The 12,466-nt window shown below is 68.1% G+C and carries 12 protein-coding genes; 9 read left to right on the forward strand and 3 right to left on the reverse strand.

What is annotated here, in order from left to right:
- Positions 1–58: 58 nt before the first annotated feature.
- Complete coding sequence (gene miaA / locus F1642_RS02260) at positions 59–952, reverse strand: tRNA (adenosine(37)-N6)-dimethylallyltransferase MiaA (protein WP_194885357.1); 894 nt, start codon at positions 950–952, stop codon at positions 59–61.
- 81 nt (positions 953–1,033) lie between these two features.
- Here miaA and pyrH point away from each other — a divergent pair, with 81 nt between their 5' ends.
- From pyrH to F1642_RS02305, 9 genes are all read left to right on the forward strand, one after another.
- Complete coding sequence (gene pyrH / locus F1642_RS02265; RefSeq protein ID WP_045999418.1) at positions 1,034–1,759, forward strand: UMP kinase; 726 nt, start codon at positions 1,034–1,036, stop codon at positions 1,757–1,759.
- 1 nt (position 1,760) lies between these two features.
- Entirely contained in the window at positions 1,761–2,558 is a 798-nt protein-coding gene (locus F1642_RS02270) for an ion transporter (RefSeq protein ID WP_194885358.1), read from the forward strand.
- 86 nt (positions 2,559–2,644) lie between these two features.
- Entirely contained in the window at positions 2,645–3,208 is a 564-nt protein-coding gene (gene frr, locus F1642_RS02275; protein WP_045999416.1) for a ribosome recycling factor, read from the forward strand.
- Between the two features lie 7 nt (positions 3,209–3,215).
- The gene (uppS, locus tag F1642_RS02280; protein WP_045999415.1) at positions 3,216–3,947 is read left to right on the forward strand and encodes a polyprenyl diphosphate synthase; all 732 of its coding nucleotides are present in this window, start codon (positions 3,216–3,218) and stop codon (positions 3,945–3,947) included.
- Positions 3,944–4,810 (forward strand): phosphatidate cytidylyltransferase, encoded by an 867-nt coding sequence (locus F1642_RS02285; RefSeq protein WP_045999414.1) that lies wholly within the window; start codon positions 3,944–3,946, stop codon positions 4,808–4,810. Before uppS ends, F1642_RS02285 begins: the two co-directional genes overlap by 4 nt.
- A 3-nt stretch (positions 4,811–4,813) precedes the next feature.
- The gene (gene dxr / locus F1642_RS02290) at positions 4,814–5,965 is read left to right on the forward strand and encodes a 1-deoxy-D-xylulose-5-phosphate reductoisomerase (protein ID WP_194885359.1); all 1,152 of its coding nucleotides are present in this window, start codon (positions 4,814–4,816) and stop codon (positions 5,963–5,965) included.
- On the forward strand, positions 5,962–7,284 hold the full coding sequence (rseP, locus tag F1642_RS02295; protein ID WP_139597455.1) for an RIP metalloprotease RseP: 1,323 nt from the start codon (positions 5,962–5,964) through the stop codon (positions 7,282–7,284). Before dxr ends, rseP begins: the two co-directional genes overlap by 4 nt.
- Before the next feature lie 102 nt (positions 7,285–7,386).
- The gene (gene bamA, locus F1642_RS02300; protein ID WP_194885360.1) at positions 7,387–9,687 is read left to right on the forward strand and encodes an outer membrane protein assembly factor BamA; all 2,301 of its coding nucleotides are present in this window, start codon (positions 7,387–7,389) and stop codon (positions 9,685–9,687) included.
- Entirely contained in the window at positions 9,687–10,355 is a 669-nt protein-coding gene (locus F1642_RS02305) for an OmpH family outer membrane protein (protein ID WP_045999411.1), read from the forward strand. Before bamA ends, F1642_RS02305 begins: the two co-directional genes overlap by 1 nt.
- On the opposite strand, the gene F1642_RS02310 is transcribed toward F1642_RS02305, so the two are convergent.
- Together F1642_RS02310 and F1642_RS02315 are read right to left on the reverse strand one after the other, a co-directional pair.
- Positions 10,352–11,290 (reverse strand): nucleoside hydrolase, encoded by a 939-nt coding sequence (locus tag F1642_RS02310; RefSeq protein ID WP_194885361.1) that lies wholly within the window; start codon positions 11,288–11,290, stop codon positions 10,352–10,354. The two genes, F1642_RS02305 and F1642_RS02310, sit on opposite strands and share 4 nt — an antisense overlap.
- 133 nt (positions 11,291–11,423) lie before the next feature.
- On the reverse strand, positions 11,424–12,422 hold the full coding sequence (locus tag F1642_RS02315) for a Fe(3+) ABC transporter substrate-binding protein (protein WP_045999409.1): 999 nt from the start codon (positions 12,420–12,422) through the stop codon (positions 11,424–11,426).
- Positions 12,423–12,466: the final 44 nt, after the last annotated feature.

Here is a 12,466-nt window from a genome sequence, read left to right on the forward strand (position 1 = left end):
GGCGGATTATCGCCGATCTGTGGGAAAACTCAATGAACGCCGTATGGGTTTCCGGGAATTAGATCGTGATCAGCCCGGCGTTGCCCGCCTGCCACATCTGCCAGTCGCGCATCCGGCCGCGGAACCAGACCCGCTGCGCCTTGGCATATTGCCGTGAGGCGATGATGGCGCGTTCGGTGGCCTCGGCCAGGGTCGCACGACCCTGCAGGTGGGCGACCAGGTCGGGCGCGCCGATGGCCTTGGCCCATTGCGCGGCCGGGTCCCACAGGGGCAGCATCGCGCGCACCTCCTCCAGGGCGCCCTGTTCCAGCATCGCGTGAAAGCGCCCGGCGATCCGGTCCGCCAGCCAGTCGCGGTCGCTGGTGATCAGCACGCGCTGACAGTCGTCGGGCGCCAGCAGGGGCGGGGGCGTGTCGCCCTGCCAATCGGCGATGCCGCGGCCGGTGGCGGTCAGAACCTCCCACGCGCGCTGGACGCGGACCGGGTTCGCAAGATCGATCTGCGCCCGGGTGAGGGGGTCCAGTTCGGCCACCATCGCGGCCAGACCGCCGCCAGCGATGCGCGCGTCGGCCGTGGCGCGGATGGCGGGGGGCGTCGGCGGGATCTGCGCCAGCCCGCGGGTCAGCGCGGTCAGGTACAGGCCCGTGCCGCCCACCACGATCAGCCGCCCCCGCAGCGCCGCGACCTGGCGCAGCCAGTCGCCGACCGACCAGGCGGTGCCCGGCGCGACATGGCCGTAAAGGGCGTGGGGCGCCTGTGCCAGGTCGGCGGCGGACGGGCGGGCGGTCAGCATCTGCCAGCAGGACCAGACCTGCAGGGCATCCGCATTGACCACCGTGCCGCCCTGTGCCCGCGCGACCGCCAGTGCCAGCGCAGATTTGCCGCTGGCGGTGGGTCCGGCGATCAGCAGGTGGCGGGCGGCGTCGATCTGTGTCAGGTCAGGGTCACGCATGGCCGATCCGGGCAGTTGATCCGGCAGCCCTTTTGCGACATTTAACGGCGCGATGAAAGCAGCCGGCGACAGGAGCCCCCGATGACCACCGAAGTCCCCAAGCAATATGGCCGCGTGATGCTGAAAATCTCGGGCGAGGCGCTGATGGGCGATCAGGGATACGGCCTGCATCCCCCCACCGTCGCCCGCATCGCAAGCGAGGTCGAGGCCGTCCAGGCGATGGGCGTCGAGGTCTGCATGGTCATCGGCGGCGGCAACATCTTCCGCGGCCTGCAGGGCAGCGCCCAAGGGATGGAGCGGACCACCGCCGACTATATGGGCATGCTGGCGACGGTCATGAACGCGCTGGCCATGCAGTCGTCGCTGGAAAGCCGCGGCCTGCATTGCCGCGTCATCAGCGCGATCCGCATGGACGAGGTCTGCGAGCCCTACATCCGTCGCCGCGCCATCCGCCACCTGGAGAAGAAGCGGATCGTGATCTTTGCCGCCGGCACCGGCAACCCGTATTTCACCACCGACACCGCAGCCACCCTGCGCGCGTCGGAGATGAATTGCGAGGCGATCTTCAAGGGCACCAAGGTCGACGGCGTCTATGACAAGGACCCGGTCAAGCATGCCGACGCCAAGCGTTACGGCAATGTCAGCTATGACGAGGTGCTGCAGAAGCATCTGGGCGTGATGGACGCATCGGCCATCGCGCTGGCCCGCGACAACAAGCTGCCGATCATCGTCTTCTCGCTGGACGCGCCGGGCGGGTTCCGGTCGATCCTGGAAGGCCGCGGCACCTATACGCGGGTCCACAACTGACATGACCACCAGCCTGCGGGGCCGCGTCGACGGCTTCATCCACGGACCCCGAGCCCAGGGCGTGATCACGGCCGTGATCCTGTTCAACGCGCTGATCCTGGGGCTGGAGACCTGGCCGCGGGTGATGGCGGCGGCCGGCCCCGTGCTGATCGCGCTGGACCGGGTGTGCCTGGCGATCTTCGTGATCGAGATCGGGCTGAAGCTCTATGCCCGCGGGCTGCGGTTCTTCCGCGACGGCTGGAACGTGTTCGACTTTATCGTCGTGGGAATCGCCGTGCTGCCCGCGACCGAGGGTCTGTCGGTCCTGCGCGCCATGCGCATCCTGCGGCTGCTGCGCATCGTGTCGGTCACGCCCCGCCTGCGCCGCGTGGTCGAGGGATTCCTGTCCGCACTGCCCGGCATGGCGTCGGTCTTCCTGCTGATGGGTATCATTTTCTACATTTTCTCGGTCATGGCGACCAAACTGTTCGGGCCGACCTTTCCGGACTGGTTCGGGGACATGGGCAATTCGGCCTATTCGCTGTTCCAGATCATGACGCTGGAAAGCTGGTCGATGGGCATCGTGCGCCCGGTGATGGAGGTACACCCGAACGCCTGGCTGTTTTTCCTGCCTTTTATCCTGGTCACCACCTTTGCGGTGATGAACCTGGTGGTGGGTCTGATCGTGAATTCGATGCAGGAGGCCCACCAGGAGGAAGGCACCGCCGCGACCGAGGCCTATCGCGACCAGGTCCTGGCCCGGCTGGCCCAGATCGAGGCGCGGCTGTCCGCGGGCGAACCCCCGCGGAACGATCCCTGACGGGGCCGAAAAGCGGGCAAAGGCTTTGCCAAGCTGCGGCATTCCCGTTACAAGCGAAAAAAATTCAAAGCAGAGGCAGTCCGACAATGGCTGAGGACATCGAGATCGATATTGACGACCTGGAGCGCCGCATGAAGGGCGCGATGGAAAGCCTGCGGGGCGAATTCGCCAGCCTGCGGACCGGCCGGGCCTCGGCCTCGATGATCGAGCCGGTGCAGGTCGAGGCCTATGGCCAGATGACCCCGATCAACCAGCTGGGCACCGTCAACGTGCCCGAACCGCGCATGGTCACGATCAACATCTGGGACAAGGGCATGGTCAACAAGGTCGAGAAGGCCCTGCGCGAAAGCGGCCTGGGGATCAATCCGCAGACCAATGGCACGATCATCATGCTGCCGATTCCGGAACTGAACGAGGAGCGTCGCCGCGAGCTGACCAAGGTCGCCGCGCAATACGCCGAGAGCGCCCGCGTCTCGATCCGTAACGTCCGCCGCGACGGCATGGACCAGGTCAAGAAGGGCAAGGCCAACGGCATGCCCGAAGACGACCAGAAGCTGTACGAGACCGAAATCCAGTCCCTGACCGACCGCATGATCGCATCGGTCGACGAGGCGCTGACGGCCAAGCAGGCCGAAATCATGCAGGTCTGATCCGACGATGGCGTGGGGCTTGTCGAGAGCTGCCGAAACTGGGGGGACGACCCGTCCCCGCCATGTCGCGGTCATCATGGATGGCAATGGCCGGTGGGCCACCGAACGCGGCTGGCCGCGTCTGGTCGGTCACCGTCGCGGGGCCGAGCGGGTCAAGCAGATCGTCCGCGCCTGCCCCGACCTGGGGGTGGACTGGCTGACCATCTATGCCTTCTCGACCGAGAACTGGAAGCGCTCGACCGAAGAGGTCCTGGGCCTGATGAAGATCTTTCGCCGCTATATCCAGCGCGAGGCCGAGGACATGTCGGCCGAGGGCGTGCGGATGCGCTTCATCGGTGAACGCGGCCGCCTGGACCGCAAGCTGCAGGACCTGATGGCCTCGATCGAGGCGCGGACGGCGGGCAACACGCGGCTGAACCTGACGGTCGCCATCAACTATGGCGGCCGGGACGAGCTGGTCCGTGCCACCGGGCGTCTGGCCGAACGCATCGCCCGCGGCGACGTGATCAACCCGACCGAGGCCGACCTGGCCGATTGCATGGACACCGCCGGGCATCCGGATCCCGACCTGGTGATCCGCACCTCCGGTGAGACGCGGACCTCGAACTTCCTGCCCTGGCAGGCGGCATATTCGGAATACGAATTCACGCCGACCCTGTGGCCCGACTTCACCCCCGATCACCTGGCGACGATCCTGGACCGCTTCGGCCTGCGCGACCGGCGCTTTGGGGGCGCATGACCTCAGCACGGCATTCCGCCGGGTCCGTGCCCGGCGCTGGCGGTCCCGGCAAGTCGGGCGGCAAATGGGGCGACCTGTCGCGTCGTGTGGCGTCTACCCTGGTCCTGCTGGGCATCGGCGTGATGCTGGCGGTGGCGCAGGGACCGTGGCTGCGCCTGGGCATGGCGGTCATCTCCGCGATCACCTTCTGGGAGCTGGCGGCCATGACCGGCTGGCGCAACCCGGCGCGGCACGTGACGCTGTTCGGACGGTCGCGCCCCATCGCGCTGGCCGCGATCGCGGGCGTGTCGCAGGCCTTTGCGCTGACCGGCATGCCCTGGGCGTGGGTGGCGCTGGCCGTCCCCATCCTGCTGGGCCTGCCGGGCGCGGCGCGGCGCGACCGCGCGACCTATACCCTCTTCGGCATCGCGATCCTGATCGTGGCCTTCGGCCTTGTTGGGTTTCGTGAGAATTACGGCCTGAACTTTGTCCTGTGGTTGATGGGGGTCATCATCATCTCGGACACGGCGGGGTATTTCTTCGGCCGCATCCTGGGTGGGCCCAAGTTCTGGCCCGCGCTCAGCCCCAAGAAGACCTGGTCGGGCACCATCGCGGGCTGGATCGGGACCTGCCTGTTCGGCGCGATCCTGTGGATGGCGGGGCAGGGCGACGCGACGCTGATCTGGGTGTCGCCCATCGTCTGCCTTGCCGGGCAGATGGGCGATCTGGCCGAAAGCTGGCTGAAACGGCGCGCGGGGGTCAAGGACAGCTCGAACCTGATACCGGGGCATGGCGGGTTCATGGATCGTTTTGACGCAGTGACCGGGGCGGTCCTGGCGACCATGCTGATCGGGTTTCTGACGAAACTGCCCGTGGTGAACTGACCGATGCGACGCATTTCCATCTTCGGCGCGACCGGGTCGGTCGGCGCGAACGGCGTCGATCTGATCCGCCGCGATCCGCAATCCTATCAGGTCGTGGCCCTGACCGGCGGGCGCAACATCGCGCGGCTGGCGCAGATGGCGCGCGATCTGCGCGCCCAGATCGCGGTCACCGCGCATCCTGAACTGCTGGACGACCTGCGGACTGCGCTTGCCGGGACCGACGTCCAGGCCGCCGCTGGCGAGGCCGCGCTGATCGAGGCCGCGCATCGGCCCGCCGACTGGATCCTGTCGGCCATCGTCGGCGCCGCGGGCTTGGCACCGGGTCTTGCGGCGCTGTCGCAAGGCGGTGTGCTGGCCTTGGCCAACAAGGAATCGCTGGTCTGCGCGGGCGCGCTGCTGCGGGATACCGGCGCGCGGTCGGGTGCCACGATCCTGCCCGTCGACAGTGAACATTCCGCTTTGTTTCAGGCGCTTGGGTCCGACAAGCTGGAATCCGTCAAGGATGTGACCATCACCGCATCGGGTGGCGCGTTCCGCGATTGGCCGCTGGAGCGGCTGGCGGCCGCGACCGTGGCCGAGGCCTCGACCCATCCGAACTGGGCGATGGGTCAGCGGATCACCATCGACAGCGCCTCGATGTTCAACAAGGCGATGGAGGTGATCGAGGCCAAGGAGTTCTTCGGCCTGACCGCCGATCGCATCAAGGTTCTGGTCCACCCGGAATCGATCATTCACGCGATGGTCACCCATCATGACGGGGGCACCATCGCCCATCTGGGCGCCCCCGACATGCGCCACGCGATCGGCTATGCGCTGCACTGGCCCGAACGGCGGCCGCTGCCCGTGGCCGCGCTGGATCTGGCCGCGCTTGGCAGCCTGACCTTCCGCGCCCCCGACGAGACGCGCTGGCCCGCCCTGCGCCTGGCGCGCGAGGTGATGGCCGCGGGCGGGGCCGCAGGCGCGGTCTTCAACGCCGCCAAGGAGCAGGCGCTGGACGATTTCATCGCCGGACGGATCCGCTTTACCGACATGGCCCCCCGGGTCGAGGCCACGCTGGAGGCGCTGTCCGCCCAGCCCGGCTTTGCCCGCGATCCCGAAGACCTGCCCGCCGTCCTGCACTGGGACGGCCTGGCCCGACGAAAGGCCGCCCAGTGATCGACGCCTTTGCCCAGACCGCCGGCACGCTGCTGGCCTTCGTCACCGCCCTGGCGGTCATCGTGACCGTCCACGAATACGGCCATTACATCGTCGGCCGCTGGTCGGGCATCCGGGCCGAGGTGTTCAGCGTGGGCTTTGGCCCGCGCCTGTTCTCTCGCCGTGACCGTCGCGGGACGCTGTGGCAGGTCGCGGCGCTGCCGCTTGGCGGCTATGTGCGGTTCCTGGGCGACGACAACGCGGCTAGTGCCGGGCCGGGGCGCGCCGTCGATCCCGCCCTGCGCCGCCAGACCTTGCAGGGCGCGCCGCTGTGGGCGCGGTTTGCGACGCTGCTGGCGGGGCCGGTGTTCAATTTCGTGCTGTCGATCCTGGTGTTTGCGGGCTTCGCGATCGTTCAGGGCCTGCCCGTGGACGAGGTGCGCGTGGGCGCCGTCAGCGAGGCGCCGCCCGCCATCGTCAACGACCTGCAGCCCGGCGACCGCATCCTGGCCCTTGGCGGCCAGCCGGTCGCCACCTGGCGCGACATCGGCGCATTGACCGAAACGCTGCCGGTGGCCGGGCAGCAGGACTGGCAGGTCGAACGCGACGGCCGGACGCTGACCGTGACAGGCCCCGACCCGATGCCGGCGCGCATCGGCGGCGTGGCGCCGCGCAGTGCCGCGGCCGATGCCGGCATGCGCGCGGGCGACGTGGTGCTTGCCATCGACGGCCAGCCGGTCACCCGCTTTACCCAGATGCGCGAGGCGGTCGAGGCTGCCGAGGGCCGGCCCCTGGCCCTGCGCCTGTGGCGCCCCGGCACCGGAGAGCTGGACGTGACCCTGTCGCCCAAGCTGTCGGACCTGCCCGCCGATGGCGGCGGGTTCGAGCAGCGCTGGCTGATCGGGGTGACGGGCGGCGAAAGCTTCTTCTCGCCCCAGACGCGCAGTGCCGGGCCGCTGGAGGCGCTTGGCCTGGGCGTCGGGCAGACCTGGGGGATCATAACGTCGTCGCTGACGGGGATGTGGGCGATGATCTCGGGGCAGATCGGTACCTGCAACCTGGGCGGCGCGATCAGCATCGCGGAAAGCACCGGCCAGGCGGCCAGCGCGGGCGGCGCGAACTTCCTGTGGTGGATTGCGGTCCTGTCGGCGGCGATCGGGTTCCTGAACCTGCTGCCGATCCCCGTGCTGGATGGCGGCCACCTGATGTTCTACGCCTACGAGGCCGTCCGCGGACGCCCGCCCTCGGACAAGGCGCTGAACCTGCTGACCGCGATCGGCATGGCGGCGGTCCTGTCACTGATGATTTTCGGGCTCACGAACGATCTTTTCTGCCCTTGATGCGCTTGCGGTTTTGACAGCCCCGCCCCGATGGGGCTACAGACCATAGGCAAAACGACAGCCCGAACCGGGCGCGTGCAGGCGGATACAAGAGGGGCCATCATGGAACGGAAACTGGGCAAGGGCGCATTGGCGCTGGTGACGTCCCTGGCGATCGCGGCGCCAATCGGAATGATCCCGCAGCAGGCCGCCGCCGTGGTCTTCGGCAGCATCCAGGTTCAGGGCAACCAGCAGATCGAGACGGGCGCCGTGCTGTCCACGCTGGCCCTGCCGCAGGGCCAGGACCTGAGCCCCGGCCAGATCAACGACGGCCTGCAGCGCCTGCAGAATTCCGGCCTGTTCGAGACGGTCGAACTGATCCCGCAGGGGTCCACCCTGGTCGTCCGCGTCAGCGAGTATCCGATCGTCAACCAGATCACCTTCGAGGGCAACCGCCGCCTGAACGACGAGCGTCTGGCCGAGATCGTCCGCAGCCAGTCGCGCCGCGTCTATCAGCCCAGCCAGGCCATCCAGGATGCCCAGGCCATCGCCCAGACCTATGCCGCCGAAGGGCGCCTGGCCGCCCGCGTCGATCCGCGCATCATCCGCCGCAGCGGCAACCGCGTCGATCTGGTCTTCGAGATCCGCGAAGGCAACGTCACCGAGATCGAGCGCGTCAGCTTTGTCGGCAACCGCGCCTATTCGGACCGCCGCCTGCGCAACGTGCTGGAGACCAAGCAGGCGGGCCTGCTGCGGACCTTCATCCGCCGCGACACCTTCGCGCCCGAGCGCATCCCGCTGGACGAACAGCTGCTGACCGATTTCTATCGTTCGCAGGGTTACGCCGATTTTCGCGTGCAGGGCGTGGCGCCCGAAATCGCGCGTGAACGCGATGCGTTTTTCATCACCTTCAACATTTCCGAAGGGCCGCGCTATCGCTTTGGCCGGGTCGAGACCATCTCGGAGATCCCGGGCGTGGACGCGTCGCTGTTCGCCGAGCAGAGCCGTGTCCGGCGCGGGTCGTTCTACAACCCGTCGGTCATCGACACGTCGATCCGCCGGATGGAGACGATCGCCATCCAGCAGGGCCTGAACTTCGTCAACATCGAGCCCCGCGTCACCCGCAACCCGGAAAACCAGACGCTGGACCTGACCTTCGCGCTGACCCGCGGCCAGCGCGTCTTCGTCGAGCGCATCGACATCGAGGGCAACACCACGACGCTGGACCAGGTGATCCGCCGCCAGTTCACCACCGTCGAGGGCGACCCCTTCAACCCGCGCGAGATCCGCAATTCGGCCGAACGCGTGCGCGCGCTTGGCTATTTCGCGGATGCGCAGGTCCAGACCCGCGAGGGCAGCAGCCCCGACCAGGTCATCGTCGGCGTCAATGTCGAGGAACAGCCGACCGGGTCGCTGTCCCTGGGCGCCAGCTATGGCGTCAATTCGGGCGTGGGCTTCAACATCGGCCTGACCGAGCAGAACTTCCTGGGCCGCGGCCAGACCCTGGGCCTGCAGCTGCAGACCGCGACCGACGACCGCGCCGCCGGGGTCACCTTCATCGAGCCGTTCTTCCTGGGCCGCGACCTGCGCTTTGGCTTCTCGGCCAACTATACCGAAACCGAGGGCCTGAATTCGGATTTCGATACACGTCAGATCCGCATCCAGCCGTCGCTGGAATTTCCGATCTCGGCCAATGCGCGGATCGAGCTGCGCTACCGCATCTCGGAGGACAAGCTGTCCAACGTGACCGAGGACAGCTCGGCCCTGCTGATCGCCGAGGAGGGCACGCGCCTGACCTCGTCGCTTGGCTATACCTACAACTGGGATTCGCGCCGCACCGGGCTGGACCCGCTGACCGCGTACCGGTTCCGCTTCTCGCAGGATTTCGCGGGTGCGGGGGGCGACACCAAGACGATCATCACGACCGCGCTGGCCGGCGTCGAGAGCACCGCCTGGCGCGAGAGCGTGACCCTGCGCGGCGAGGTCGAGGCCGGGGCGATCTATACCTATGGCGATTATTCGACCTGGATCCTGGACCGCTTCCGCACCGGCAACCGCGTCCGCGGGTTCGAGCCGAACGGCATCGGGCCGCGCGACCTGGCTGCGGTGAACGAGGACGGCCTGGGCGGCAACTTCTACTGGGCGGCGCGCGGCGAGGCGCAGTTCCCCATCGGCCTGCCCGAGGAATACGGCATCCAGGGCGGTCTTTTCGTCGATGTCGGCTCGCTGTGGGGTCTGGACCGGACCATCGGCACCGGCGGCGTCCCGGTCGATGACGACATGTACACGCGCGCCGCGGTCGGTGCGTCGATCTTCTGGACCACGCCCATCGGTCCGCTGCGCTTCAACTTCTCGCAGGCGCTGCAGAAGGAAGACTATGACCTGGAACAGAATTTCGACCTGACGATCCAGACGAACTTCTGATGCCGGTCCTTCGGACGGGACTGGGGCTGGTGGCGGCGGCGCTGATGGCGCTGCCCGCCGCCGCGCAGGATGCGACGGTGCCCGACATCCCGGCGCCCGAGATCCCGCCGATCGCCACGCCGCCCGTCCTGCCCAACAGCACGATCCCCAGCCCCGAGGAGGCGGCCGAAAGCGCGCCGATCCTGACGCTGGACCAGGAGGTTCTCTACCTGTCCTCGGCCTGGGGTCTGCGCGCGCAGGCCCGGCTTGAGGCCAAGGGCGAGGAGGTCACCGCCGAGAACGACCGCCTGACGCAGCTGCTGTCTTCGGAGGAGGCGCGCCTTACGGAGCAGCGCAGCACGCTGCCCGCGGCCGAATTCCGCGAGCTGGCCGAAAGCTTCGACATCCGCGCGACGCGCATCCGCCGGGAGCGCGCGCAGGCGGTCCAGGACCTGAATGCCTGGGCCGAGGCCGACCGGGCGGCCTTCTTTCGGGCCGCGCTGCCGGTGATGGGTCAGGTGATGCAGGACCGGGGCGCCGTGGCGGTTCTGGACCGGCGCACGATCTTCGTGTCGCTGGACGCGATCGACGTCACCGAACAGCTGGTCGCGGCGCTGGACGATCGCATCGGCGACGGAGAGGGGGTCGTGCCGCTGCCCGAACCGCCCCCGTCCGAGGATGCGCCCTAGGGCAGCCGTGCGATGCGGTCGTGGATCATGTCGAACAGCGCGTCGCGGTCCACGTCCTTGAGGAACAGCGCGTTGGGCGTCCGCCCGCTGACGCGCCACCAGTCTGCGACGGTCATGCCGGTGGTCCAGCGCCCCTCGATCTCGATCTCGACGTTGATGTGGCGGCCCTGGAACAGGTCGGGGTCCAGCAGCCAGGCGATGGTGCAGGGATCATGCAGCGGCGCGCCGAGGCTGCCGTATTTCGCGGTGTCGAAGCGTTCGAAGAAGTCGGTCCAGCCCGCGACGGCCGGGCCGCAGCGGCCGGGCAGGGCGCGCATCGCCTCGACCCAGGCCCGGTCGGTCAGCGCCTTGTGCGTCACGTCCAGCGGCATGACGACCAGCGGCACGCCCGCGGCGAACACCTCGGACGCGGCCTCGGGATCGACATAGATGTTGAATTCGGCCGCGGGGGTGATGTTGCCCACCTCGAAATAGGCGCCGCCCATCAGCACGATCTTCTGCACGCGTCCGATGATGTCGGGGGCGCGGCGGAATGCCTCGGCGATGTTGGTCAGCGGGCCGATGGGCACCAGCGTCACGGTGCCCGCATCATGGGTGCGCAGGGTCTCGACGATGAAATCGACGCCGTCCTGCGCCTGCAGGGGCAGGGTTGGCGCGGGCAGCTCGATCCCGTCCAGACCGGTCTTGCCATGCACGTGTTCGGCCGTCACCAGATCGCGCGACAGGGGCCGGTCGCGGCCGGCAAAGACCGGCACGTCGGTCCGGCCCGACAGTTCGACCACCTTGCGGGCGTTCACCTCCGTCAGGGCCAGCGGCACGTTGCCGGCCACCGCGACGATGCCCAGGACCTGCAGTTCCGGAGAGGCCAGTGCCAGCAGGATGGCCACCGCGTCGTCCTGACCGGGGTCCGTGTCGATGATGATCTTCTGTGCCAAACCGCGTCTCCAAGGCTCACAAGCGGCGATGATTGCGTCAGCAACGAAAAAGGCGCAAGCCCGCGCCTGCGCCTTTTGAGGACATCTGTAAGTTTCCTTGCGTCGGGGGTTGGGGCCCCGACGCAAGAAGCCGTCACCCGTCGAAGTTGACGCGCTCGATCAGGTCCAGCGCCTGCGGGCGCAGGTCCGAGATCTCGGTCAGCGTCAGGTCGTCGGCGGTGAAGTCGCCCCAGCTGGCCACCAGCTCGGACCGCTCGACACCCTCGGTCACGGGGAACTCGTTGTTGGTTTCGGCATAGATGCGCTGTGCCTCTTCGCCGGCCAGGAACTGCATCAGCTGCAGGGCCGCGTCGCGGTTCGGCGCGGACTTGGTCATCGCCACGCCGGACACGTTCACATGCGTGCCGCCATCCTCGAAGGTCGGGAAGACGATGCGGACCGATTCGGCCCACTCCTTCTGCTCGTCATCCTTCAGCATCGCGCCCATGTAATAGGTGTTGCCCAGGCTGATGTCGCATTCGCCGGCCCAGATCGCCTTGACCTGGTCGCGGTCGCCGCCCTCGGGACGCTTGGCCAGGTTCGACTTGACGCCCTCCAGCCAGGCGACGGTCTCCTCCTCGCCGTGATGGGCCAGATAGGCCGCGGTCAGCGCGACGTTATAGTCGTTGGTGAAGCTGCGGGTGCAGATGCGGCCTTCCCATTTCGGATCGGCCAGATCCTCGTAGGTGGTGACCTCTCCGTCGGCCACGCGCTCCTTGCTGGCATAGACGATGCGGGCGCGGGTGGTCAGGGCGAACCACTGGTTCTCGTCGTCGCGCAGGCCGGCGGGGATCGCCTCCAGCGCCGGGTCCTCGACCGGCTGCAGGACGCCCGCGTCCTTGACCTCGCCCAGGCGGGCCACGTCGACGGTCAGCACCAGGTCGGCGGGCGAACGGTCGCCCTCGGCCTGCAGGCGCTCGACCATGCCCTTGTCGACGAAGGCCACGTTGACCGGAATGCCCGTCTCGGCGGTGAAGGCGTCGATCAGCGGCTGGATCAGCTCGGGCTGGCGGTGCGAATAGACGTTCACTTCCTGCGCCAGGGCCGGCATGGCGGTGGCACCCAGCAGCGTGGCGATGATCAGGGGACGCATGTTGACTCCTTTGGTCAGAATTCCCGCGTCTTGTGGCAATTCCG

This window comes from Paracoccus sp. NBH48, assembly GCF_015390265.1.
In the GTDB taxonomy this organism is placed as follows: Bacteria; Pseudomonadota; Alphaproteobacteria; order Rhodobacterales; family Rhodobacteraceae; genus Paracoccus; species Paracoccus marcusii.

Coding starts and splice junctions, on each gene's coding strand:
- miaA (WP_194885357.1), bottom strand. CDS start 952: ATGCGTGACCCTGACCTGACACAGATCGACGCCGCCCGCCACCTGCTG.
- pyrH (WP_045999418.1), top strand. CDS start 1,034: ATGACCACCGAAGTCCCCAAGCAATATGGCCGCGTGATGCTGAAAATC.
- F1642_RS02270 (WP_194885358.1), top strand. CDS start 1,761: ATGACCACCAGCCTGCGGGGCCGCGTCGACGGCTTCATCCACGGACCC.
- frr (WP_045999416.1), top strand. CDS start 2,645: ATGGCTGAGGACATCGAGATCGATATTGACGACCTGGAGCGCCGCATG.
- uppS (WP_045999415.1), top strand. CDS start 3,216: ATGGCGTGGGGCTTGTCGAGAGCTGCCGAAACTGGGGGGACGACCCGT.
- F1642_RS02285 (WP_045999414.1), top strand. CDS start 3,944: ATGACCTCAGCACGGCATTCCGCCGGGTCCGTGCCCGGCGCTGGCGGT.
- dxr (WP_194885359.1), top strand. CDS start 4,814: ATGCGACGCATTTCCATCTTCGGCGCGACCGGGTCGGTCGGCGCGAAC.
- bamA (WP_194885360.1), top strand. CDS start 7,387: ATGGAACGGAAACTGGGCAAGGGCGCATTGGCGCTGGTGACGTCCCTG.
- F1642_RS02305 (WP_045999411.1), top strand. CDS start 9,687: ATGCCGGTCCTTCGGACGGGACTGGGGCTGGTGGCGGCGGCGCTGATG.
- F1642_RS02315 (WP_045999409.1), bottom strand. CDS start 12,422: ATGCGTCCCCTGATCATCGCCACGCTGCTGGGTGCCACCGCCATGCCG.